The sequence below is a fragment of the Flavobacterium sp. Flavsp81 genome, from assembly GCF_059491325.1.
The window spans coordinates 409,452-434,247 of the sequence record NZ_CP168505.1 but is presented as its reverse complement, the minus strand read 5'-3'; the positions used below and the strand labels follow the sequence as shown (position 1 = coordinate 434,247).

The window sequence follows — 24,796 nt, the reverse complement described above, 5'->3', positions numbered from 1 at the left end:
TTTAATCATTGGCAATGTATCCCACACCGCGTATAGTTTTTATATAATCTTCTTCAATCTTCAGATTAAGTTTCTTTCTGATGGCATTCATAAAAACATCAATAACACCGGTATCATATTCAAAATTTATCTCCCAAACATCTTTTAAAATCTGGTTTCGTGTACACACTTTTCCTTTATTCTGAACGAGATAGGACAACAATTCGAATTCCCTTTGTGTTAGTGAAACTTTTTCTTCATTTTTTAAAACAATATATTTCGACAAATCAATTTTAATAGTTCCCAAAGTCAAAATTTCTGATCCTTTTTGATATCTGAAATGAACTTTAATGCGTTCTGTTAATTCTTCAAAACTAAAAGGCTTTTTGATATAATCATTAGCTCCGGCTTTTAAACCTTCAACAGTTTCCTGAACGGTATCCTTTGCAGTCAAAAAAATAATTGGAGTTGTAGCGTTTTTAATCCTGATGGCTTTACATAAATCCAAACCATTAATCTTAGGCAGCATCCAATCTAATAAGATCAAATCAAATTGCTGGTTTTGAGTCAGTTCAAATCCTTTCAAACCATCATTGGCTGTTGTTATCTGATATCCTTCTTCTTCTAAGCCCTGTTGCAAAAACTGAACGATTCCTGACTCATCTTCAATTATTAAAATATGCATTTCTATTTTTATTAAGATTTTATGTATATATTTATAATACTTTCTATCTGTCAAAGATAAATATTTTGTGTTGCGGAAATGCGTAAACCATTACAATAAAAAAACACAGCTATCTTAAGTAAATTTTAAGGTTGTGTTAAGTAAGTAATAGCTCATCTTAATCTGAAATTAATCAGTCAAAATTAATTTTACAAAAAAAAGTACATGATATTTTACAAAAAACTTTCTCCTTTTTACAATCTTGCTGTCTTTTATTTTATTATCAGTTTCCTATTGCGGATTGTTTTATTTTTTCATCCTATTACACAAAGTTCATTTACGCTTATTGAAAGTCTGAAAATTTTTAGTCTGGGTTTATTATCGGATTTTTTTGTTTTTATAATTGCCAGTCTGTTTTTATGGCTTTATTTAATTTTTATCTCAGATTCTAAATATAACAAGCCATCAGGCTATATTATTCTGGGCATTTTTATTACCTTATTTCTGTATGTTGCTTCAGGAAAAAGTATTTTAGATGAGTATGGAGGCGCATTACCGAAAATTGTTCTTATTTTCATCGGAATCAAAACAATTTTATTTGCGTTGTTTTTGTTTTTACCAAGAAAAAGGGCAAAAATCAGGTTTTGGCTATTTGCCTTTGTGATCTTTTTATATGTTTTATTGATTCTTCAAAATGCAATAAGCGAATATTTCTTTTGGAATGAATTTGGTGTAAAATATAACTTTATTGCTGTAAACTATTTGATTTACACTAATGAAGTCATCGGGAATATTATGCAGTCATATCCAGTTGTACCTATATTTTCAGCTTTGTTTTTAATAACGGGAATTGTTACTTATTTTATTCTGAAAAATTCCAGAATTTATATTGACAAGATTCCAACTTTAGGCCAAAAAATAAAAATTTCGGCGCTTTATATCATTTTGTTTTTGATTTCATTAGCTGTTGTTCCACTATTAGCCAAAACAGAAAATTCTAAAAATGTTTTTGTTAATGAATTACAGTCTAACGGATTATATAAATTTTATTTAGCTTTTCAGAATAACAAATTAGATTATTTTAAATTCTATAAAACACTGGAAAGCAAAAGGTCTTTTGCTGTTTTAAAGCAGCAGCTCCCAGCTATTTCCGGAGAAAATATAATAAGGGTAATAAGCAGCGATTCGACAGAAAATCATAAAAATGTAATTCTTTTTACAATTGAAAGTTACAGTGCCGAATTCATGAAAATGTATGGAAACAAAGAAAACATAACACCATTTTTGGATAGTTTAGCTCAAAAAAGCCTTCAGTTTACCAATTTATATGCTGCAGGAAACCGTACTGTTCGCGGACTTGAGGCTGTTACTTTATGTTTGCCTCCTACTGCCGGTGAAAGTGTGGTAAAACGAGAAGACAATAAAAATAAATTTTCTACCGGTGCTATTTTCAAACAAAAGGGCTACAATGTGAAATTTATGTATGGCGGCGATGCTTTTTTTGATAATATGCAGGATTTTTATTCGGGAAACGGATACCAAATCATCGACAAATCAAGCTTTGCACCAGAGGAAATCACATTTTCTAATGTTTGGGGTGTCTGTGATGAAGATATGTATAATAAAGCCATAAAAGTTATGAATGCTGAAGCAAAGGAAAACAAACCTTTCTTTAATCATATCATGACGGTGAGCAACCACAGGCCTTTTACCTATCCTAATAATAAAATTGATATTCCCGGCGATATAAAATCACGTAACGGAGGTGTAAAATACACTGATTATTCGCTAAGGAAATTCTTCGAAATGGCGAGTAAACAACCCTGGTTTAATAATACCGTTTTTGTATTTGTTGCCGATCATTGCGCATCAAGTGCCGGAAAAACAGAATTACCAATGGATAAATACAGGATTCCGGCTTTTATTTACAGCCCGGAAATCAAACCTGAAAAATGTACAAAATTAGTATCTCAGATTGATCTTATGCCAACTGTTTTTGGGTTATTGCATTTCAATTACCAAAGTAAATTTTTTGGTCAGGATGTTTTAAAGTCAGATTATAAACCAAGAGCTTTTATTGCGACTTATGAAGATTTAGGTTTTATAAAAGACAATGTTTTAACCATTTTATCTCCTAAACAACAAGTAAGACAATTTGAATTGCATTTGAATCAGAAAAAAGGTATTGCTCCCGAATATCAGATTCATTATGATGAAAAACCGTTAAAAGCAGAAAGAACTGATTTGGTAAATGAGACTATTTCGTTTTATCAAATTGCTTCGTATATGTTGAAGGAGAAAAAATATCAAAAGTAGTTTCAGCTAATAAATTTGTAAACAAAGGTTATTGGGTTTTTAGATTGGGAAATTTCTTTTCTTTTTTATTTCTGATAAAAATCTATAATAGCCCTGATGGAAGCGGCATCCTTTTGTAGTCTCGTTTTTTTTCGAACGAGACCACAAAAGATACAGCGGACAGCAGGAACAACTCCTTAAAAAATCACAAATACTTATATGAAATAGGGTAGCTTGCCATTTTTCAATATGCAGTAAATTCTATATCTTTGATAAAGAGATGTTTATGAATTATTGACTAAGGTATAATGAGGGAAATTTTGAAAAAATATAGTAATAAGACAAAAGCTGCTTTTATTTTACTCATTATTATGCTGATCATCATATTGAGTAATTTTAATACGCTGCAAAATTCGAAAAAAGTTAATGAAAATATCAATGCGATTTATAATGACAGACTTGTTGTAGCGTATTACATTTTTCAATATGCCAATGAAATTGATTTTATTAAAACCGAAGCCCAAAAGGCAAAATTAAATGACGTAAATAAAAATAGAGAAATCAGTACTTCTTTAGAAACTATACATACGATTGATAAGTTGTATGTTAAAACAGTTTTGACACCAAAAGAAAAAATTCATTTTGAGGCTTTTTTATTATCCTGTTCTGAAATTGACAGGCAGGCAGCAAATAAAAATTGGGATTTGGTACTCCAATCGAGTGATGAGGCTTTAAAAACACTTAATTACCTTTCTGAAATTCAGGTTAAGGAAGGAAAGGCAAAACTGGCCAGTGCGAATGCAATGTATAATAGCAATAATAGTTTTGGACAATTGCAGATTGCTCTGCTTATCGTTTTAGGAGGTATTACTTTTTATTTACTGATTACAAAAAATCATAAAAGGAACATTAAGATTCCCGAATCCCCCAGCTTAAATTAAAACCTGATTTTAAGAATTCTATATATTTAAAAACCCTGTAAAAATAGTATTTTACAGGGTTTTTGGTATTAAGAAAATTTAGAAACTACATTAGTCATTTTGATTCTGCATCCCGAAAAGATTTCCTTTTTTATATAGTTTTGTATCTTGCCTTAAAGCTTTACTGTTACGTTTGGTCAATTCCGGAGCATCTAAATCACTTAAATCGGGTTTGCCAGCATTTACCCAGGCTGTGTACCAAAAACTTGCTGTTGCGGTGATTGCCTTTTTCATTTGATTTTCGACCATTCCGTTAAGTTCAGTGTGCAATTTTGCTGCATACTCATCTGAGAACTTAGCCGAATTGTATTTATTTTTAATCACTTTTCCGTCTGTATCAACCACAAAAACCTTATTTTCAGGAGTCGAAGTTCTTAATTTTTTATCAACTGCCAATAAAGGTTCTACTAAACTGTGTGTATCTTTAATCATGTCCCATATTGCATTGTGGACATTTTCATAATAATGAGCTTCCGGGACATTCAATTTATAATTTTTAACGAATAACTCCGGTAATCTGCTTTCCCAAAGTGCATGAATTCCTTTTTGGTCACTCAATTGTCCGTCATGGTTTGCAGAAGTATGCAATGGCATATGTGCATCACCAATATAATGTCCCAAATCTGCAGCCAGAAACAAAATTTCGGCTCTGTTTTTATCTTTGAATGCTTTGGTTAATTTTAACATCATATCTTCGATATACCAAGGCAAAATTCCGTTGTCATTCAGGAATTTGGAATCGTATTTTTTAGTTGCTTCATCCAGTGTTTTTGGCAGACTGTCAATTGAACCGAAATTTTCAAGATCAATATAATGTCTTGGATTTTCGTCTTTGTATTTTAAGGCATACTTACGAATGTCCGGAACAGAAGCTTCCTGAGTAATAAAATCAATATGATTATAAAAAAATACTTGTAGTGGTTGAGGTAAAGCCATAACTGCCGCTTTATTTATGCGTTCGTGACCGACGATTCCCCATGATAATGTCAAAAATCCAATTCCTAATGCAAAAAAAGCAAAGAATTTTGGTTTGATTTTAAAGTTTTTCATTTGAAGTTTTTGTTTGAGGCACAAATTTATTTCATTTAAAGATAATTCAAAAGAATACTAATTAATATTGTGTTAATTTAATTTTTGTGATTTTTAAAACCATATGAGTGATATAAGTTCATATTAAAAGTTTCTTTGTAAATTCGTCACAGTTTTACTTTAAATTTTAATATATGCGCCTGTTTCAATCTGTTATTTTTTTCCTGATATTCACTATTTGTTCAGCACAAGACGATATTGTGCAATTAAAAAATGTTAGTGATACCATTTTAAATACAAAACGAACGTTGAAAATAACTGATCCTTTGGATGGAATCAAAACAATGCAAGAGTTATTCCCCGGTAAATTATATAAAATGTCAGATCACAATACTTTTGTGAGCTGGAAATGCAAAAGCTGTAAACCTGTTGCCTATACTGATGTTAATGAAGTTGAAGGAGACCAGCTATTCCCATATACAGAAGGTGTTGCTACCAGACTTGATACTACCATTAATTATTCGGATTCAAAAGGAAATCAATTCAAAATGTTAGTTTTTAATCATTCTGTTTATGATGCTGATGGATTACAGACCAGTCGTTTTAGCGGAGGACTTTTGGGTTTAGCTAAATTTGCAAAAAACGGAAATACATGGGAGATGAAATCTTTTCAACCCGCAATTGCCGCTTTTGGTTCTTTTGCCAGTATCCCTGCCTTAAAACTTGTGCAAATTGGAGAAGATCAATATGCTTTTACATTAATACATGCCAATGGAGGCGCCGGTGCTCCTTATACCGGTTATCTCTATCTTATTGCAGGCTTTGATGGAAAATACCAACCCTTAATGGAGGTAAATAATTACAGACTTTCAAATAATGGTGAAGGGAATACAGAATGGTCGAGCTCTTTCAAGGTAATTAATGATAATAACAAAAAACATTTCAGGGATTTTGCTATTACAACAACCGGATTCTATAAAAAAGCAAAAGGCACTGAAGATGATTACGAGGTAGATGTGCCAAGCGAAGTTGCCGAAATGGCCAAGACGAAAAGACAATTTAATTTTGTAATTGAAAAACGGTTTTCATTTAAAGGAAAACGTTATAACATCGCAGGCAAACCTGTTGTGAAATTTTCAAATGTAAAATAAATATTTGCTCAACCCATTGGGTGTAATTGATGAAAAATCTTATTTGATATAAAAAAGAATAAATCAAAAGCATAAGTTTGGGTAAAACATCTTTACTTTCAGAAATCAATGTCAACCTGAGCGGAGCCGAAGGCTTTAGGATTCAAAAAGGCTTCGACTAAGTTTATCTGAGCGAAGCCGAACGGACTCAGCCTGACAGCTATTTTGAATTACACCTAACAGGTTTAGGCTAAATAGAGAATCGAAACCAAACCTAAACCTGCAATAAATATCCAAAGGAAAACACCCTGCAACAATGGCTTCACTCCTACTGATTTTAGAGTATTTACATTTAAAGTAGCTCCGATAAGAAACAAAGTAATGGTTAAACCAATTTTGGCAATACCAACTATATGCGGTGCAATAATGGCAGTTGCAGGCACATAAGTATTAAAAAGCATTGCCAAAATAAACAATCCAATAAAGTAAGGAATCTTGATTTTGCTGTTTTTATTTTTGAATAAAATGGCTGTAAAAATTGAAATTGGAATAATCCATAAAGCCCTTGCTAATTTTACGGTTGTTGCAATCTGCAAAGCTTCGGCTCCATATTTATTGGCTGCACCCACTACTGAACTGGTGTCGTGAATGGCAATGGCACACCATAAACCAAAATCTTTTTGAGATAAATCAAGTTGGTGACCGATGAACGGAAAAGCGAATAAAGCGATTGAATTTAATATAAAAATGACCCCCAAAGCAATTGATGTCTGATTTTCGTTTGATTTGATTACGGGAGAAATAGCTGCGATGGCACTTCCACCGCAAATTGCGGTTCCACACGAAATTAAATGTGACGTTTTTTTATCGGTTTTGAACCATTTTCCTAAAAGCGTTCCGAAAACCAAAGTGCTGAATATTGAGAATATCGTCAGCAAAAAGCCTTCTTTTCCGGCTGAAACTGCGCTTGCTGCATTCATTCCAAAGCCTAATCCGACAACTGAGAATTGTAATAAAAATGTAATGACTTTATGATTGAATGCCAGAAACGGATTTCCAAAAACATTCACTATTAAAACTCCTAATAATAAAGCAATTGGCGGTGAAATAATCGAAAACAGACATAATAAGATTACTGCACCAAAGATAATTTGCTGAAGAAAAAGGTTAACTTCAAATAAATGAGACGCTGTATATTGTTCTGTTTTCAAAATAAGGTAATTGATATTTACCTTACAAAGGTCAGCCCTTTATATTGAATTCGCCAATCGTAAAATACAATCGGCTATAATTTCAGGTTATAGTAAGAGGAGATATTTTGAATAAATAATTCTGATAAAGAATCCGATTTTCCGAGTAATGTAATGATGTAAAAATATCTTTCGATAGTTAAACCTTCAACATCCAAAACAATCAATTCATTATTTTTAAGCTCTTTATCAACCGCATGTACTGACATGAAAGCAAAACAATCTGAATTCAGCAAATACGATTTTATACTTTCTGTACTTCCCAACTGCATTTCGATTTGCAAGTCGGTTAATTTTACACCAACCTGTTTTAACGCATATTCTATAACTTCAAGTGTTCCTGAGCCACGTTCCCGGGTTATGAATTTCATCGATTTTAAATCATTCAATGAAATTTCATTTTGTTTTACCAAAGGATTTTTGGTATTGCAAACCAAAACCAATTCGTCTTTTATAAACGGAACATATTTAATGGACTGATTTTTAGACTGTCCTTCAACAATTCCGATTTCGATTTCTTTATTGATTAAGGCGTTTTCTATTTGCTCCGTATTTCCGTTCAGTAAATTGACTTTTATATCCTGTTGTTTTTGATGAAATCGCGCCAAAACCGGCGAAATAATATATTGCGAAATAGTCGTACTCGCTCCTAACCTCAATAAACCCTGGCGTTCATTGATAAAAGAACTCATATCAAAATCAATTTCGCGGTAAATTTCAAAGATGTTTTTAGTGTGTTTCAACAGAATTTTTCCGGCTGACGTTAAGGCAATTTTAGAACCATTTCGTTCAAAAAGCTTGGTTTTATAGGTTTCTTCGAGTTCCTGAATATGTTTGGAAACGGCTGGCTGCGTAATATACAATTCTGTTGCCGCTTTAGTAAAGTTAAGGCGGAGTGCAACGGTGTAGAAAACTTTTAGCCTGAAATCCATTTGATTTTTTTGTTTGTTTTTGTTTCAAGTTTCAAGTTAAGTAAAAACTTTGAACCTTTGTCTCTATGAACCTTTGCCACTATTTTAAAGCATCCCATTATATTTCCTAACAAACCATTCCATAGTTAATAAAACAGTAATTAAAATTAATAACCAAACCCAGTCAATTAAAGGTGTTTTGGTTGAGATTTTCTTCTCTATCGATTTGTATTCTTTATTTTCTAAAAGTGTATGAATCAAATCATCAATCTGATTTTCGAAAAAGGCTTTTCCATTGGTTTGCAATGCCAATTGCTTCAGTTTTTGAACATCCGGATTTACAAATTGCTTTTCGATATCGAAATCCAAAATCTCAAAACGACTGGAATATGAAGTGTTTGAATTTAATTCCTTAACTGTAAAACTATATTTTCCGGCTGGTAAACCGTCTAAATTTGCCGAGAAAGAATTATTGCCTTTTAGTAAATCATAGTTTTTAGTTTGCTTTGTCTCTGCATTTGTAACGGTGATGGTAAGTCTTGCTTTTTCATCAAACTCATAGTTTTTATTGAAGTATTGCGCATTGATTACAATGGCTTCTCCGGAATTATAAAAACTTTCGTGCTCTACCACCAAAGACTTTTTTGAAGCTGATGTTGACAAATACTGAATAATCTTGTCTATAAAAACATCATATTTTTCAAACGACTGATTATCGATATGACTTTGCAAACGCCATTTCCAGCTGTTTTCTCCTAAAAGAAAAGCAGTTCGCTTGCCTTGATTTTCGGCGAAAGCCAATAAAGGCGCATTCGTAGAAACATTTCTGATTTTAGACGAAAGTAAAACCGAGATATTTCCCTTAGTTGTAATTGTTCCAAATAGATTCTGCAACGGCGGAAAATTTTCAAAACCAATATTATCAATAGCAAACAAATTAAACTGGGATTGAAATTCGGATAAATAATCTTCTTTTTGATTACTCATTTGAAATGCCAGACTATTTTGCTGCTGGTCCAGAAAATTAAAATCGGTGTTGGTTCCGGTAATAATAAAAGTATTTACAGCTGCTAATTTGTTGTTATCAAAAACAGGTTTAAAAGCACTATTCGGCTGATATAAAACCAAAACCGAACAATCCTGCAGTAAATTCAATTCGTTAGGTTTCGCCAATATCACTTTACGCTGTGCATTAGTTTCAATTGAACGTTTCAGTGCCGCAATATCAGGGTGATTTATAGACGAAACTATAGCAATTGTCGACTTTTGATCGATTACTTCAACCGCAAAATTCTTAACATTATTATAGCTGTTTTTTTCTTTTGCGTTAGAAGAAACAGTCGCTTTAAAAACCTGTAAACCTACTTTATCAGCAGACAAAAGTAAATTTAAGGTCGCCGTTTTTTTAGAAGGTGAAAAAGAAACTTTTTCTCTCGCAACGACGCTGTTTCCCTGTGAAATTGTAAAATCAGCATTTATACTTTTATCTCCGGCATATTGCAGAAAAACTTCTACCGGAAATTTATTTTTATGAAAAGCGTATTTATTTACGTTAAGCTGATTAATTTTTAAGTCCAAAAAAGTGGTTGTATCTCCCACAACCAAAGGATAAACTTTATTGGCAGGATCAAAACGATAAACATAATCGTTTCCTGTCGTCTGGTTCCCGTCAGTAATAATAACTGTTGGAAAAATCAGATTTTTATTGATGCTTTTTAAATTTTTCGCAACCTCATCAAGATTGGTCTGCTTTCCTTTAAAATCAAACTTATCCGACGGTTTAAAATCAGCATCAAACTGATAGGACTGAATTTCAAATTTTTCCTGAAGTGCAGGGTTTGAAATCAGTTTCTGATATAATTCAGTTGCTTTTTTATCTGATTTTAAAGTGGTAATTGAACTCGAATTATCGACTGCAATTGCCAAAGGTGTTTTAGTAACTTCAAGTGTATTTTTGGTAATAATTGGGTTAATCAATAACAGCAACAACCCGAAAATGGCCAGAAAACGTAAAAAAGCCAAAAGGAAAATCACTTTGGATTTACTTTTGGCTTTGAAAAAATATTGAAAATACGACAAACCGCCAGCTATTACTAAAGAAAGTAATAATAATAGAATCGTGTTTGTAGTCATATAGTTAATTTAATGATTGAAAGATTTAATATTCAAAGATCTCAAAATAAAACCTTTGAACCTTTGCAACTCAGAACCTCAGTTCCTTATGTTAGCATTCCTCCACAAACATTTAAAACCTGGCCTGTAACATAAGCGCTCATGTCTGAAGCAAGGAAAAGACAAGCATTAGCAACATCTTCAGTAGTCCCACCACGTTTCAACGGAATCCCGTCTCTCCAGCCTTTCACTACATCTTCAGGTAATTTTGCAGTCATTTCTGTTTCAATAAATCCCGGAGCGATTGCGTTACAGCGAATATTACGAGACCCCAACTCTAATGCTACCGATTTTGTAAAACCTATTGCACCGGCTTTTGACGCTGCATAATTGGTTTGTCCTGCATTTCCGGAAACTCCTACTACTGAACTAATATTGATGATTGAACCGGCACGTTGTTTCAGAAAAGTTTTTTGAATCGCTTTTGTCATATTAAAAACAGATTTCAAGTTAACATTAATTACCTGATCAAAATCTGCTTCAGACATACGCATCAACAGATTATCTTTTGTAATTCCGGCATTGTTAATCAAAATATCCACTGTTCCGAAATCAGCCAAAACTGCATCAACAAAAGTCTGAGCTTCATTAAAATCCGCCGCATTCGACTGGTAACCTTTTGCTTTAATACCCAAACCGTTCAATTCAGATTCTAATGCCTGAGCAGATTCTACAGATGAACTGTAAGTAAAGGCAACATTAGCACCGTGTTTAGCAAAAACTTCGGCAATTCCTCTTCCAATTCCACGACTGGCACCAGTAATAATGGCAACTTTTCCTTCTAATAATTTCATATTCAAAAATTAATTTTTTTTTTATTTTTAGCTATTATCTTTTTAATGATTATTACATCACAAAAAGGTTCATTCAGGGGCTTTGAATGAGTTGTCAAATATATGATAATTCCCTTTTTAAAAAAATAACAATTGCAATAACCTTTAAACAATGTCATTTAAATTTTATATCTGACTAAAAAACGGTCTCTGCTCAACTCAGGGCATAATAATCGAATATATACACCATTATAATAATGATACAAACCATTTATCTTTTTGTGTCCGGTGTAATTATCTAAAGTAGTAGTTCTTTTGTTAGTTTAATTGTGTTTGGTGTAATCGTCATTGTCACAAATCAGGATAACAACCAGAACGAAAATTATAAACATTGCTATTCTCATAATTAGTAGTTTTAAGTTATTTTGAGGAAATATCAATTCTAAGACGATTTCGTATATTAAACGTGTATTTCAATACTCATCCTTTTAAAGTAAAATTTATTTAATATGAAAAAACCGCCTCAAATTTTAGGTTGAGACGGCTTTTAAAAATAGTAGGCACTTCTACCAGAGTTGGGATTGTTTGATCTCGCGTTTACCGGACAAATATTGGTATAATGCGGATCGTTTTATATCAGAACATAGTTTTCTCATCAAGAGTGTGACCGATTTGTTTTTGGAAGTTCTTCTCCAATAAAATCAGCAGTGTCATGACAACAAAACTTATGGTGTTTTTCTTTTAAATCGTGTTTAATTAATTTTTAAAGAGAGTTAGCAACCATTCTAAAAGGAATTGTAGTACTTGTAAAAGTATACCCTCTAAAGCCAATAGTCTGTATTTCAGCAAAATAAAAACCATAAGGATTCATAAATTCATCATCAAGCGCTTTTAAGAAAGATGGACGCGGGATTGCCGGCCCTTCTGGATCCATACCTGAAGCTCCAGCAAGTGCAGTACCTGATTTCCAAACACCCGGAATAAATGTAACGGTTTTGTTTGCATCATCTTCTTTTACGGTAAAGTAGTGATAATACCTTTTTTCAGTTTCGTCGTCAACAGATCTTCTGTATTCGATATAATTAGTCCCATCAGGATTATTAAACCAAAGCTGTGCTCTTATAAGCGGTACTCCAATGGCTTTCTCTATGTCTTCTAATAAAGATAAAAACAATGGAGAGTTTGCTGCTTCAGATTCTGTAAGACCACGCTGATAAGCATAGACATTATTTCCTCCTCCGGGTAACAGCAATTTATAATCATCCGTTAAAATCAAAGGTTTTGTACTATATTTAATTACAGCACTCACTCCGTCTGTACCGGTTGCAGTAAACCCCCCGGTACTATCATCATAAATAAATTCGGTTAATTCCTGGTTGTTGACTACTACAGCCGGACTTACAATAATACCTGTTTTTGTGAAAGCAATACCCATATTATAACTTATATTGTAACCTTGTTCTACAGAATTTGCAGTTGCAAATCGAGTATTTGAAGCATAATTAAAGTCTAATTTACGAATCCCGGTACCGTCATTAATTTCCAATAATCTAAAAAGAGGGCGCTCATCCGAACCTTTTACATTTTGGGCCATTTCAGTATGTAGTTCCAGATCTGTCCAATCTTCAGCTGTTGCTTTTACGAAGCGCAATTCCTGAAAACTACGATTGGTTCTAAAAATTATTTCACCATTTTCCTGTCCGTAATATAAAAACTGAAAATCTCCTTTGTATCCTTTACCTTTCAATAACTCCGTAGGATAATTATTTGAATCGGATAACAGGTGTATTCTGTTTTTGGTAGAGAATAATAAACTAACTGTGCTGCCCATCTCAATACTGTAATCACTGTTATAAGTATTGGTATCACTATCAAAATCAGATGCCATAGCTACTTTTCCGTCAGCAGAAAATTTAAACAAATGTGTAAATCCGCCAAGTTGTGTATTATCTGTAAAATAAACTGCCTTCCATCCATACTCAGACGAAAGCAAGACATCATTAAGTTCTTTTTTTTTGGCATTTATTCTTTCAACAGGCGTCTTATCAAATTTTTGTTCTGCTTCATTACTATCGCAGGATCCTAATTGTGCAGCAAAAAAGGCTATAATTAGAAACCTAAATATATTTTTTATTTTCATAATGTTTTCTTTTTTAGTTATCCTAAATTCAATTGGCTTTAATTTCCATTTAGTAAAGCAGTGGTATTTTTTTCCGCTTCATCCCTTAAAGCATAAAAATCCACATCGAACTCTTTTTTGAAATATTTTACAACAATAGCTTCTTTAGCTCTTATCGCAGCAACAGCTGTCTCACTCTGTATACCTGCCAAAAAGGTCTCATATTCATCTTTAGAATTAGTTAACATAACAGAAGCCATTTCAGCAAAATCCTCATTAATATTCGATTTCGCATAAGCTGTAATAAACCCTTGTTCATTAGCATCCACATCTGAAGTAAGATACCAGACTGCCGTGTAATCGGATGGTGTTATTTTTGCCATAGATTTTTCATCATATGGTTTATGCTGAGTCAAAATATGAATGTATTCATGCTGTATCGTATGGATAAATCGTTTTACATTTTCCCTGTCTGTGACATCTACATCATCAGTTTCAAAAAGTGCTACCCTTTGCCCTCCTTCTGCCAAACCCAAAATAATATTTCCGGATAAATCCAAATTCATTCCCCCAACCATTACAATTTCCCGGGGAGCAATTTTTTTTACAAAATCAGGGCCGGCAATTGTTGTATAACTATCCAGCCATATTTTTTGTATAATTTCTAAAACGGGCTGTACTTTTTCTTCCTGAGGCGGATACAGGTAGCGATTAACATCAACGGCATTCTGGTTCCATTTGTATTGAACATTTATGTTATAAGGATTTAAATAATTAACCGTAATCCAATTATCTAACGTAGATTGAGGGGAATTTGTGACATCTAATTGACTCCCTTCAGGCTGATCTTCATGTGTACATCCGGAAAAAGCGATTGCCGCTATTGCCAAAAAAGTCATTATATATTGTTTTACTATTTTCATATGCTTGCTATTAATTTATCTTGGATTTTTTTCGATACCATTTGTTGATGCCTGAAGTGGTATTTGTAATGCCCGGCGATTGTCATCTTTAGTTAAAATATTTGTTGGCTCATTATATATTTTATGTTCAACCTCTATATTAAATCGTTTAATATCAAACCATCTGATGCCCTCCTGTATAAAATCTCTCCTGCGGAACTCAGCTATAGCCTTTATATATGATGTCTGCAAATCAGTTAAAGCATAAAAAGGAGTATATTCATTTTCAATTACAGGGTATTTAGCAACTATTGATTCATCAGTTAAAATATCAGTTGCCGAATCATATTCCGCTGTTCGTATTCCAATAAAATATTGCAATGCTGTTCTGGCTTCATCTATTCTGTTTGCCATTACAAGTGCTTCTATCCTATTCAAATAGAGTTCATCATTACTGAATAATACCATTCCAACATATGCATTACCAATACCTGCATTGGCATTTGTATATTTGTAATATTCATTAAATTTGGGTACAAATATTGTATTACCATTATAACTTAAAATTGTATAAAGCCATTGTTTATTAAAAATATTGGTTGCGGAACCTAAAATTTCGTTCATTCTGGTTGACGTCAGCTGAAACCTGTTTTGATAAAAAGATCTTGAATAATTAGATCTCTCTGAGGCAATCAATAAATTTGTTTCCTGAGTTGGCTCTGCATAAATTTTTAATTGAGTATTATAATCAAGATTCAGATAAGATGTATAATCCCTTAGTTTTCCATCCGGATTAGCAGCTAATTGATCTGTAAGTTCAATAACTCTCTCCCAATTTCCTTTTATCAGGTAAAAACGTGATGCAAAAGCTTTCGCTGCCTCTTTATTAAAATGGAATTTACGCTGATTGTAATCATCGGTGACATATTTTAAGCCTTCTTCGATATCACTTTCAAGATAGTCAAAAACTTCCTTTATAGAATTTCTTTTGTATTTTTTGATCAGTACATCTTCCGGTTCTGTTAAATACGGTATCCCTAAATCTGTACCGGCTGTAGCCGGATCATAACGTTTAGACCAAAAAGAAACCAGCATAAAATGTGCATACGCCCTGGCCAGCAGAGCCTCCCCTTTTTGTGGATTAAGACTTGGAGGACTCCCAAGCTCCTCTATAGCCCTAAGGGCTGCATTAGCGTGTGCAATTGCACTATAACAGGCATCCCAATATCGCTCCTGGCTCTCAAAATCAGAACTATTACTGTTCATTTCCCAGTTATAATTTTCTGTATTTTGAGTGTTAAATAATCCTGGATCACCACTATCAAAAACATTGTCTGTCATGGTTTCAGCAAACTCCATATAACATGCGTTTGGATAAGCATTAACCAATAATTCAGAAATTTTTTCCGGGGTATCTATTTGTGTCCTGTTATCGGGTGTTTCAGAAAGAAATTCATCACAGCTACTAATACTTACAAGTAGTAATAATGCCAGTATAATTTTTATTTTTTTCATACTATTTATAGATTATAATGAAATGTTTAAAGCAAATGTATATTGAGTTGTAATTGGCAATGCTACACCTCCTGCATTACGAAATTCAGGATCCTGACCATTTAATCTTCTATCAGAATAAATTAATAATGGATTAATTGCTGATCCTTTTAATGTGAAATTTGCTACTCCTATTTTTTGCTTCAAAGCTTTCGGGAATTCCCAACTTAAGGATACATTTTTTAATCTTACAAAATCTCCATCTGCAATACGTACATCGGAGAAATTATATGTGTTATAAGCAATCCCCAATTCTTTGGACTGAGCACTATAATAATTAATTAAGGCTTTATCTGCAATTACGGGTACATTGGTATTATTTTCATCTCCGGGATTGATCCAACGATTTGTAAAATCTTTTGTAAAAACAGTCAAATCATTATAATTGCTGGAATAAACAGGATTTAAACGTACCTTATTTCCGGCTGATGCAACAACGAAAACGTATAATGACCAATTTTTATAAGTAAAAGTGTTCGAAAGTCCAAAAGATTTATTAGGTTCTATTGAACCCTCATATTTTAAATATTTGGTTACATTATCCCTATCATAAAAACTTGCTCCGGCAACATTATCCGATTGTCCATCCTTCATTACAAAAGTTGGCAGTCCCCGATTGTTTAATCCGGTAAATTGATATGAATAAAGAGAATTCCTTGGATGACCAATAGTATTTCCTCCCGTTCCTTCGATTAAATCAAAAGCGGATGCCTGGTTCTCTAATTTTGTAATTTTCTGGTTATATACAGAAAAATTAAAATTAGTAGACCATTTAAAATCGTCAGTTGCTATATTTTTGGTGGTCAGACTAATCTCAAGACCTTTAGTTTCCATATCGGCATTATTGCCTTGTTTTACTTTTTGTCCGCCAATTCCTGATGTTATAACATAATCAACTAAATCAAAAGCTTTACGGCTATATATATCAGTTGACAATTGTAGTTTGTTATTGAACACACCAAGATCAAAACCTAAGTTGGTTTCAAATTGTTTTTCCCAGGTTAAATCCTTATTTTGTAATTGATCTATACTAATACCTGATTCCCTGTCATCAAGATTTAAACGATCAGTGATGAAATTTTTATAAATCGCTAATGAGTTCGTAGCTGGGCCTGCCGTTGCTGTAAGTCCATAAGAACCTCTTAATGCTAGATTATTAATAGATTTAACATCTTTCATAAAATTTTCCTCCTTCATATTCCATTTCCCACTAAAAGTGTAAGTCGGAAGCCAACTGGCTGAATTATTGTTACCTTGTCTGTTTGAACCATCATAACGTCCGGTAACTGAGGCTGTATAACGGCGATCATAAGTATATCCTGCTTTTCCAAAGAAACCTACCGTTCTTTCTCTTTCTTCGTTAAATCCAAAATAAGAACTTCCCTCATTAATAATCTTCTCCAATATTCTCGGATCTGTAAAACTTGTAAGACCTTTATCGTATTGGATACCGTAAGCAGTAAAATTGTCGCTCTTTCTATTTAAAGATCTTAACTCAGTACCAAACAATCCCTCAAATTCATGTTTAAAATTTAAAGTACGTCTATAACTCACACTATTTCTTACATAAAATGAATTTAAATCATCCGTAAATTTTCTTAACATTCCGCCATTAGGAAGAACGGGTACTTTTGGTGCCGTTAAATCATTTGGATCCTGGTATAAAAAAATATTCGCATCTCTGACAGCAGTTGTTTCTGCAGCATTATAAGCCCCTACTATATTTGAATCTTCGAGTATTTTATGTTCTCTTCCAGTATTGGCATAACGAGCTGAACCCGTAAGATTATAAGTCAGGTAAGGATTAATTTTATATTCCAGATCCATTTGGAAACGGATATCTTTTACCTGGATTTCCATGAAATTATTTTTAAGTTCATTTAAAATATTAAAAGGTGCCCAATTGCTTCTATAATATTCCAGGTTTCCATTGTCATCGTAAGGCCTTAGAGTTCTGTTTGTATTTAAGGCATATTTAAAAGGATTAATATCAAAATTTCGGGTTGTCTTTCCATACAAATCATCATTTTCACTATCATAACTTCCTGGTGCACCCTGATTTCTTATAGAAGCCTGTGTAGTTAGTGTAATATTTAAATCATCATTAATATAAAAAGTACCTTTTAAGTTTGATGAAAGTTGTTTTACATGATCGGCAACACTCCAGCCCGGATCACTATAATAAGCTAATGAAGCATACATTGTATTATTTTTTCCTCCTCCGGAAAAACTCAGGGAATGATTTTGGGCAATCGAAGGTCTAAACAATGTCTTAAACCAATTGGTATTGGCTAATTCATATTTTCTTAAAAAAGCATTGCGTCCAGCCGGATCATTACTTACTAAATAGCTGTCTGTTTCGGGAACATACGTGTTAATTCCTCTGGCTAAAATATTATAAACTCCTCCATAACGTCCTTCTGCAGTTGAAGGTAAATCTAAAAATCCTTTTGCTTCAACTTCTTTCAAAACACTCATTGTTTCTTTTGAATTCAAAATATCATACTGGCTATAATTAGGTATCGCCCTGGCCGTGTTCTCTAATGAATATGTTATCTTCAAAGGAGAATCTTTTCGTCCTTGTTTTGTAGTTACAACCACAACTCCATTTAAAGATCTTGACCCATAAATCGAAGTTGCTGATGCATCTTTCAAAATTTCAATGCTTTGTATATCATTAGGGTTAATTCCTGCAACAGAGGAACTTAATAACGTTGCAGAATTTCCCGAAGCCAAATCAGATACAGATACATTAATAATATCTTCCTGAACAACACCATCAATAACCCATAATGGTTTTGTATCCCCAAAAATTGAAGAAGATCCACGAACCGTAATTTTTGGAGCAGTACCAAAGGTTCCTGAAATATTCTGTACAGTAACCCCGGCCGCTTTTCCTTCTATTGCTCTGCTTATATCAGCTAATCCGTCAACTTTAAGTTCTTCAATGGCAATTTTACTAACAGCTCCCGTAAAAGTTCTTTTTGATGTTTTTTCATAACCTGTAATTACAACTTCTTTTAAACTTTGTTCTAATTCATTTAAGACTATCGTTAGTGAAGTACCTTCTACTTCAACTTCTTTGGTTGCCATTCCTACATAAGAAAAAACCAGCTGATGACAATTCACCGGTATTTTGATAGAAAAAGTACCATCAAAATCAGTATATGCAAAAGTATTAGTCCCTTTGGCCGTTACTGTTACCCCTGGCAGGGGTACTCCGTTTTGGTCTGTAACTTTTCCTTTAATGACAGGATCAACATGACTTTCAAATTTTAGATCATTTTGCAAAATAATCTGATTGCTTATTTCTGTATAAGTAATATTCAATGGTTTCAGGATTCGATTAAGAATACTTGACAATGCTTCCTGATTGGCCTTTATACTAACTTTTTGATTTAGCTGCGGTAATCTTGAATTATACGAAAATTTTACATGTGCAGATTTTTCAAGTTTGGATAACGCATTATCCAGACTTAAATTTTCAACTGCAATAGTGACTTTTGTATCTAATTTTCTTTGCCCATTGACACTATTTGCCAGAGTAACACTTGAAAACACAAGTGCTAAGACAAACTGAAATAGTGTTATTTTCATGATTCGATAGAGTAATCGTTGTTTACCAACTGATTTTTTCATAAATTTGATTTGTTTTGATTAATACTGTTCAAGCGTATTTTAGAAACGCAATAAAATGACTCTTTCCAGAGAGTTATTTAATTTTATAAAGTGTCGGATGTTAGCGCATTTCGACACTTTTTTTTATGTATTTTTTTTACATAGGCAATAATTTGGTTTTATTAATTATATATAGTTTGATTGTATTATTACTTAATAACAGCCCTGTGATGTTATTATGATTTGATTTCCATTCATTTCGAAACTGGTACCGTTACCAATACTTTTACAAATAATCTTAAGTTTTTCTGATAGTGGCTGGTCACTTAATGAAGTTGTTAAATGACAATCTTTTAATTTATCCTTAGGAAAATCAATTCTGACCAGATATGCCTGCTCTAGTGTTTTAAAAATCTGATCTACAGGAATATCAGAAAATTCAAAACTTAATTGCTCAATATTTCCAACACTGTTCACTAATGTTTTATCTTCTGTAATATCTGTTATCTTATTAAAATTTAAGTTGCTTCTTACGAAACGTAAGGCTTGATTAGGAAGTAAGACAACCTCTTTTTCCTGATCTGAATTTGCAACCAATTCGTTTGATCTTACCCTTACCTTACCGGTACGAACAAGCACTTCAACATTTGGTTGATCCGAGTAGGCTTTTACCCTAAAACTCGTACCAACTACTTTTGTAATAATTTCGTTTGCGTAAACCAAAAAAGGCTTATGTGGATTTTTACTGATTTCGAAGAAGCCTTCTCCTGATAAGTAAACTTTCCTTTCGTTTCCGGTAAAGATTTTAGGATAACTTAATTTACTATTGGGTTGTAGTAAGACGGAACTCCCATCAGATAAAGTAATTACTTGTGGCTTGTCAGAATTATTTGTTTGCTCAACAAGTCCTTCATTATTATCACTAACAAGTTCCTTATAAGTCAAAACAGTATGATTGGCCCGAAATTGATTTTGATAAAACCAAACCGATAAAAAGGCAAAAAATACAGCAGCCGCTGCTCCCGTTAGCCAATACTTTTTTAAGTATTTAACCGTAAGATTTTTATTGGATTTATTACTATTTTCTAGTTCTTTAATCTTAATCCATGTGGATTGTAATACGGCATTAAGTTCCTCAGAAGAAATTACAGTATTAGGTACTTTCATTGCCAGCAATAAAAGCCTGGCATCTTCAACCAATTTAGCGCGTTGTTGATTTTCTAAAGTCCATTCTTCCCAGCCTTGTTCATCAACTTTGGATAAAATCCATGTTCGGAACGATTCGTCAGATAAAAAATCTTCAATTTCGATATAATAATTACGTTTTTGCATCTATAAATAAGGTTACAAAAACACAGAGGACAGCTTTCTTATTATATACTCACCAATTTGGATTTTTTTTAAAATAAATTAAAAAACGCCTGAAGACAGCAATACAACAATCGAAAAACTTCCCTTCCATTCCTTACGAAGAGTAAGTAGTCCGCGGTGTAAAAGATTACTTGCCGATTGATAATTAACCTCTAACATTTCTGCAACCTGTTCTACAGTGAGCCCTTGATTATATCTTAAAAATAAAGCCTCCTTTTGACGAGGAGGCAAATCGTTTAATAATTTATTGAGATGCAAAACACGTTCAGCAGTAACTTCATCAGCTATAAGTTCATGCTCCACCGAAAAATCAAAAAGAAATTCAATAGAATCTGTCGTTGTAGTTTTTCTAAAAATATGATCCCGTTCGTATAAACGTGCAATTCTTTTTCGAACACTTGACAATAAATAAGCCTTTACCACATCAGGTTCCTGCAAGGATTCACGATATAACCAAATATCTGCAAATACATCCTGAACACAGTCCTGAACTTTTTCAGCAAAAGGAGAGAATGAGTTTCCATAATTAATTAAATCACCATAGTACTTTTCAAAAAGCAAAGAAAATGACTTTTCATCACCTGCTTTAAGTTTATTCCAAAGTTTATTATCATCATAGTTTTTCATTGTCAGGATTTGGGTCTTCATAAAAAAATGTTTTTAGTAAAAATGCCATTCGATCTTTTAATCATTAGACAAAAAAGAATTTAAGTTCTCATCACTAATGGAGAGTGAAGAACTTATTAGAATCAATGTTAAAAACACCATTCCAGCTTGTCATGTGATAAAAAAACGCATCTGCAAACCTCTTTAAAACTTTTCTATGTTATGGCACCCTTTTGTATCAAAAAGCTGTCTCATTTGTTACAATTAACTATGTTTGAATAATTGCATCGACTAAACTATTGATTTATAGTAAAAACTTTTGTGAACGAGAACAGAAATAGGAACTATTAAAAACTTCCAAAATCTATTGGATTTTTCTGAAGCTACATTTTTTTTGTGGGTGAAGATATAAGTGCGAATAATAGTTATTAAACAAGTGGTATTCCCTGATTAATTAATAAAGCAATGTTATTTAATAAAGTCTAAGCATAAAAAAGCCCTACTAAAAAGTAAGGCTAATAATAAAATTTATTTTTGTATTGCTTAAAAAGCTACATTCCATCTTGGTAATTTTGCATTTTCATCTAAGAAATTTTGCAAAACCTGTCCTTCAACAGAAGTAGGGATAGCTTTTACATCAGCATTGAAAGTTTCATACCAAACAACTTCTAAAGCTTCAATATTTTCTAATTTCATTTGTGCAGGCCATGAATATTTTCTTCCGGTTTTAGCAAATTGGTGTCCGTTTACAATTTTATCGTATAGACCACCATTTTTGCTTTTTAAAGTTCCATCATTCTGAACAGTTCCTGTAGAACCAACCATAATTAATTCTTTTGCATCACCTTCAACAGCATATACAACAAAAACTCCTGCACCAGATTCTGGAGCATTACAAGCTTGTTCTAAACTATCTTCAATAGTAAAAGTAAAACTGTTGCTTATTTTAAACTTTTTTAATTCTTTATACATGTTTTTTTATTTTTAAGTTACTAAGGTTCTGAGAATCTGAGTTACTAAGTTTTTAATTTTATTCCATACATTTTAAAAATGTAAAAAAGTCTCAACAAAATATTGAGACTTTTTGGAATTTGTTATTTTAAATATTGGAGATTATCCCAATACTTCTTTTACTTTTTTACCAATTTCAGCTGGTGAATCAACAACATGGATTCCGTTGTCTCTCATGATTTGTTTTTTAGCAGCAGCTGTATCATCAGAACCACCAACAATAGCACCTGCGTGCCCCATTGTTCTACCGGCAGGAGCAGTTTCTCCGGCGATAAAACCAACAACCGGCTTACGGTTACCGTCAGCTCTTACCCATTTAGCAGCATCAGCTTCCAGTTGACCTCCAATTTCACCAATCATGATGATAATTTCAGTTTCCGGATCATTCATTAATAATTCAACAGCTTCTTTAGTAGTAGTTCCAATAATTGGATCTCCACCAATTCCGATAGCTGTAGTAATTCCTAAACCTTGTTTTACAACCTGATCCGCAGCTTCATAAGTTAAAGTTCCTGATTTAGAAACGATACCAACAGTTCCTTTTTTGAAAACAAAACCTGGCATGATACCAACTTTGGCTTCACCCGGAGTAATGACACCCGGACAGTTTGGTCCGATTAATCTTGAGTTTCTTTCTTTAACATAATTATTTGCTTTAATCATATCTGCTACAGGAATTCCTTCTGTAATAGCAATAATTACTTTGATTCCGGCATCAGCAGCTTCCATAATTGCATCAGCTGCAAAAGCTGGCGGTACAAAAATAATTGATGTATCAGCTCCAGCTTGATCTACAGCATCTTTTACTGTATTAAAAACCGGACGGTCCAAATGGCTTGTACCTCCTTTTCCAGGAGTAACACCACCAACAACATTAGTACCGTACTCAATCATTTGAGAAGCATGGAAAGTTCCTTCGCTTCCTGTAAATCCTTGAACAATTATTTTGGAATCTTTATTAACTAAAACACTCATGATATATATTTTATGTAGTTTTTAAAATTGTGATGCAAAAGTAAGGTTTTGTAACTTATTTTCAACTTTTTTATTAGCAAAAAATATCACGAAAATTGACTCATTTGATAACCTCTGTACAATTTACCGTCTTTTATTTGCCAAATTGTAAAAAAATGAGCCAACAGCATTTCTTCCCGAGGATTTTCAATCGTTTTTACAAAGTGAGAATAACGTACTGAAACCAAATCACCTTCGGCTATTATATGACTAATCCTAACTTTTGAGCGTACATATGCGCGGTTTAATTCATTAGTCATGTTTATTATCGAATCGTAATCCATATGAATCATCCCTTTACTGCTATTCCAATCAATAGTAACATTGGGATGCAGATAGGTTTTAAAAATTTCACTATCAATCAAGGCATCCGATTTATAAAATTTTTGAACAAATTCTTTAATAGACATATTATTTCAATTTATTTAGAATTTCAGGAATCTTTTTGATATTAGCTAATTGTTTTAACTTTTCTCTTGATTCTTCGATTGGAGTTCCGAAATAAGATTTTCCTCCTTCAATCGATTTGGTAACACCTGTTTGTCCCATAATAACAGCCTTCGCTCCTATTGTAATACCACTTGTTGTACCTACCTGGCCCCAAATAGTAACTTCATCTTCTATAATAACACAACCGGCAATACCCGTTTGTGAAGCTATCAGACATTTTTTTCCTATTACAGAATCATGTCCTACATGAACCTGATTATCAATTTTTGTTCCTTCACCAATTCTGGTATCACCGGTAACGCCTTTGTCAATCGTACAAAGGGCACCAATTCCTACATTATCTTCAATTACAACCCTTCCGCCAGAAATTAATTGGTCGAAACCATCCGGGCGTTTTTTGTAATAAAAAGCATCAGCACCTAAAATAGTTCCGGCGTGAATAATCACATTATCACCAATTACTGTATGATCATAAATAGAAACATTTGAATGTATCAGGCAATTTTTACCAATTGTAACATGATTCCCAATAAAAGAATTAGGCTGAATAACAGTTCCTTCTCCTATTTTTGCAGATGTAGAAATAGCTGCATTGGCAAATTGAAAAGGTTTAAAATGCTTTGTTAAAGTATTAAAATCCCTAAAAGGGTCATCAGAGATTAAAAGTGCTTTACCCTCCGGACAATCAACTTTTTTATTGATTAAAACAATAGTTGCTGCCGATTGTAAAGCTTTATCATAATATTTTGGATGGTCAACAAAAACAATATCACCGGACTCCACAACATGTATTTCATTCATGCCCAGGACCTCAAAGTTTTTGTCACCAATAAATTCGCAATTAAGCAAATTTGCAATTTCTTCTAAAGAGTGAACTTTTGGAAATTTCATATATTTTAATTAGAAAATGTGCCAATTTGAAAATGTGTCAATTAGAAATAAATTATACAATTTTAATAGTGTATTAG

The 24,796-nt window shown here is 32.9% G+C and carries 19 protein-coding genes; 3 read left to right on the top strand and 16 right to left on the bottom strand.

The genetic code is table 11. The features are described 5' to 3' along the window. Window position 1: 1 nt before the first annotated feature. The gene (locus tag ACEN92_RS01950; protein WP_495640684.1) at window positions 2–664 is read right to left on the bottom strand and encodes a response regulator transcription factor; all 663 of its coding nucleotides are present in this window, start codon (window positions 662–664) and stop codon (window positions 2–4) included. 204 nt (window positions 665–868) lie between these two features. On the opposite strand from ACEN92_RS01950, the gene ACEN92_RS01945 reads away from it, so the two are divergent. After that, window positions 869–2,959: an LTA synthase family protein gene (locus ACEN92_RS01945; RefSeq protein WP_495640683.1), complete on the top strand. Its 2,091-nt coding sequence runs from the start codon at window positions 869–871 to the stop codon at window positions 2,957–2,959. A gap of 299 nt (window positions 2,960–3,258) precedes the next feature. After that, on the top strand, window positions 3,259–3,879 hold the full coding sequence (locus tag ACEN92_RS01940; RefSeq protein ID WP_495640682.1) for an MCP four helix bundle domain-containing protein: 621 nt from the start codon (window positions 3,259–3,261) through the stop codon (window positions 3,877–3,879). Window positions 3,880–3,969: 90 nt separating this feature from the next. On the opposite strand, the gene ACEN92_RS01935 is transcribed toward ACEN92_RS01940, so the two are convergent. Next, the gene (locus ACEN92_RS01935; RefSeq protein ID WP_495640681.1) at window positions 3,970–4,968 is read right to left on the bottom strand and encodes a zinc dependent phospholipase C family protein; all 999 of its coding nucleotides are present in this window, start codon (window positions 4,966–4,968) and stop codon (window positions 3,970–3,972) included. 173 nt (window positions 4,969–5,141) lie between these two features. On the opposite strand from ACEN92_RS01935, the gene ACEN92_RS01930 reads away from it, so the two are divergent. Then, window positions 5,142–6,098: a hypothetical protein gene (locus ACEN92_RS01930; protein ID WP_495640680.1), complete on the top strand. Its 957-nt coding sequence runs from the start codon at window positions 5,142–5,144 to the stop codon at window positions 6,096–6,098. A 224-nt stretch (window positions 6,099–6,322) separates the two neighbouring features. On the opposite strand, the gene ACEN92_RS01925 is transcribed toward ACEN92_RS01930, so the two are convergent. The 14 genes from ACEN92_RS01925 to ACEN92_RS01860 all read right to left on the bottom strand — a co-directional run bounded on the left by ACEN92_RS01925 (window position 6,323) and on the right by ACEN92_RS01860 (window position 24,719). Next, complete coding sequence (locus ACEN92_RS01925) at window positions 6,323–7,288, bottom strand: YeiH family protein (protein ID WP_495640679.1); 966 nt, start codon at window positions 7,286–7,288, stop codon at window positions 6,323–6,325. Window positions 7,289–7,362: 74 nt separating this feature from the next. Continuing rightward, complete coding sequence (locus ACEN92_RS01920; protein WP_495640678.1) at window positions 7,363–8,259, bottom strand: LysR family transcriptional regulator; 897 nt, start codon at window positions 8,257–8,259, stop codon at window positions 7,363–7,365. 84 nt (window positions 8,260–8,343) lie between these two features. Further along, entirely contained in the window at window positions 8,344–10,371 is a 2,028-nt protein-coding gene (locus tag ACEN92_RS01915) for a hypothetical protein (protein ID WP_495640677.1), read from the bottom strand. 86 nt (window positions 10,372–10,457) lie between these two features. Further along, window positions 10,458–11,204 (bottom strand): 3-oxoacyl-[acyl-carrier-protein] reductase, encoded by a 747-nt coding sequence (gene fabG, locus ACEN92_RS01910; RefSeq protein ID WP_495640676.1) that lies wholly within the window; start codon window positions 11,202–11,204, stop codon window positions 10,458–10,460. Between the two features lie 742 nt (window positions 11,205–11,946). Further along, the gene (locus ACEN92_RS01905; RefSeq protein ID WP_495640675.1) at window positions 11,947–13,323 is read right to left on the bottom strand and encodes a DUF4302 domain-containing protein; all 1,377 of its coding nucleotides are present in this window, start codon (window positions 13,321–13,323) and stop codon (window positions 11,947–11,949) included. Window positions 13,324–13,361: 38 nt separating this feature from the next. Then, window positions 13,362–14,225 (bottom strand): substrate import-associated zinc metallohydrolase lipoprotein, encoded by an 864-nt coding sequence (locus ACEN92_RS01900; RefSeq protein ID WP_495640674.1) that lies wholly within the window; start codon window positions 14,223–14,225, stop codon window positions 13,362–13,364. A gap of 15 nt (window positions 14,226–14,240) precedes the next feature. Then, window positions 14,241–15,719, bottom strand: a complete 1,479-nt coding sequence (locus ACEN92_RS01895) for a RagB/SusD family nutrient uptake outer membrane protein (protein WP_495640673.1) — start codon at window positions 15,717–15,719, stop codon at window positions 14,241–14,243. Between the two features lie 12 nt (window positions 15,720–15,731). Then, complete coding sequence (locus ACEN92_RS01890) at window positions 15,732–19,397, bottom strand: SusC/RagA family TonB-linked outer membrane protein (RefSeq protein ID WP_495640672.1); 3,666 nt, start codon at window positions 19,395–19,397, stop codon at window positions 15,732–15,734. Window positions 19,398–19,589: 192 nt separating this feature from the next. Further along, a complete protein-coding gene (locus tag ACEN92_RS01885) occupies window positions 19,590–20,708 on the bottom strand; it encodes a FecR family protein (protein ID WP_495640671.1) in 1,119 nt (372 codons plus the stop codon). A gap of 78 nt (window positions 20,709–20,786) precedes the next feature. Beyond that, on the bottom strand, window positions 20,787–21,395 hold the full coding sequence (locus ACEN92_RS01880; RefSeq protein ID WP_495640670.1) for an RNA polymerase sigma factor: 609 nt from the start codon (window positions 21,393–21,395) through the stop codon (window positions 20,787–20,789). Window positions 21,396–21,896: 501 nt separating this feature from the next. Continuing rightward, on the bottom strand, window positions 21,897–22,325 hold the full coding sequence (locus tag ACEN92_RS01875; RefSeq protein WP_495640669.1) for a hypothetical protein: 429 nt from the start codon (window positions 22,323–22,325) through the stop codon (window positions 21,897–21,899). 141 nt (window positions 22,326–22,466) lie between these two features. After that, window positions 22,467–23,339 (bottom strand): succinate--CoA ligase subunit alpha, encoded by an 873-nt coding sequence (sucD, locus tag ACEN92_RS01870; protein ID WP_007808093.1) that lies wholly within the window; start codon window positions 23,337–23,339, stop codon window positions 22,467–22,469. 86 nt (window positions 23,340–23,425) lie between these two features. Further along, complete coding sequence (locus tag ACEN92_RS01865; RefSeq protein WP_495640668.1) at window positions 23,426–23,788, bottom strand: nuclear transport factor 2 family protein; 363 nt, start codon at window positions 23,786–23,788, stop codon at window positions 23,426–23,428. Between the two features lies 1 nt (window position 23,789). Continuing rightward, window positions 23,790–24,719 (bottom strand): UDP-3-O-(3-hydroxymyristoyl)glucosamine N-acyltransferase, encoded by a 930-nt coding sequence (locus tag ACEN92_RS01860; protein WP_495640667.1) that lies wholly within the window; start codon window positions 24,717–24,719, stop codon window positions 23,790–23,792. Window positions 24,720–24,796 lie beyond the last annotated feature (77 nt).

Bases quoted from the DNA above. Each gene is read 5' to 3' on its own strand.
- ACEN92_RS01950 (WP_495640684.1), bottom strand. From the start codon at position 664: ATGCATATTTTAATAATTGAAGATGAGTCAGGAATCGTTCAGTTTTTG.
- ACEN92_RS01945 (WP_495640683.1), top strand. From the start codon at position 869: ATGATATTTTACAAAAAACTTTCTCCTTTTTACAATCTTGCTGTCTTT.
- ACEN92_RS01935 (WP_495640681.1), bottom strand. From the start codon at position 4,968: ATGAAAAACTTTAAAATCAAACCAAAATTCTTTGCTTTTTTTGCATTA.
- ACEN92_RS01930 (WP_495640680.1), top strand. From the start codon at position 5,142: ATGCGCCTGTTTCAATCTGTTATTTTTTTCCTGATATTCACTATTTGT.
- ACEN92_RS01920 (WP_495640678.1), bottom strand. From the start codon at position 8,259: ATGGATTTCAGGCTAAAAGTTTTCTACACCGTTGCACTCCGCCTTAAC.
- ACEN92_RS01915 (WP_495640677.1), bottom strand. From the start codon at position 10,371: ATGACTACAAACACGATTCTATTATTATTACTTTCTTTAGTAATAGCT.
- fabG (WP_495640676.1), bottom strand. From the start codon at position 11,204: ATGAAATTATTAGAAGGAAAAGTTGCCATTATTACTGGTGCCAGTCGT.
- ACEN92_RS01905 (WP_495640675.1), bottom strand. From the start codon at position 13,323: ATGAAAATAAAAAATATATTTAGGTTTCTAATTATAGCCTTTTTTGCT.
- ACEN92_RS01900 (WP_495640674.1), bottom strand. From the start codon at position 14,225: ATGAAAATAGTAAAACAATATATAATGACTTTTTTGGCAATAGCGGCA.
- ACEN92_RS01895 (WP_495640673.1), bottom strand. From the start codon at position 15,719: ATGAAAAAAATAAAAATTATACTGGCATTATTACTACTTGTAAGTATT.
- ACEN92_RS01890 (WP_495640672.1), bottom strand. From the start codon at position 19,397: ATGAAAAAATCAGTTGGTAAACAACGATTACTCTATCGAATCATGAAA.
- ACEN92_RS01885 (WP_495640671.1), bottom strand. From the start codon at position 20,708: ATGCAAAAACGTAATTATTATATCGAAATTGAAGATTTTTTATCTGAC.
- ACEN92_RS01880 (WP_495640670.1), bottom strand. From the start codon at position 21,395: ATGAAGACCCAAATCCTGACAATGAAAAACTATGATGATAATAAACTT.
- ACEN92_RS01875 (WP_495640669.1), bottom strand. From the start codon at position 22,325: ATGTATAAAGAATTAAAAAAGTTTAAAATAAGCAACAGTTTTACTTTT.
- sucD (WP_007808093.1), bottom strand. From the start codon at position 23,339: ATGAGTGTTTTAGTTAATAAAGATTCCAAAATAATTGTTCAAGGATTT.
- ACEN92_RS01865 (WP_495640668.1), bottom strand. From the start codon at position 23,788: ATGTCTATTAAAGAATTTGTTCAAAAATTTTATAAATCGGATGCCTTG.
- ACEN92_RS01860 (WP_495640667.1), bottom strand. From the start codon at position 24,719: ATGAAATTTCCAAAAGTTCACTCTTTAGAAGAAATTGCAAATTTGCTT.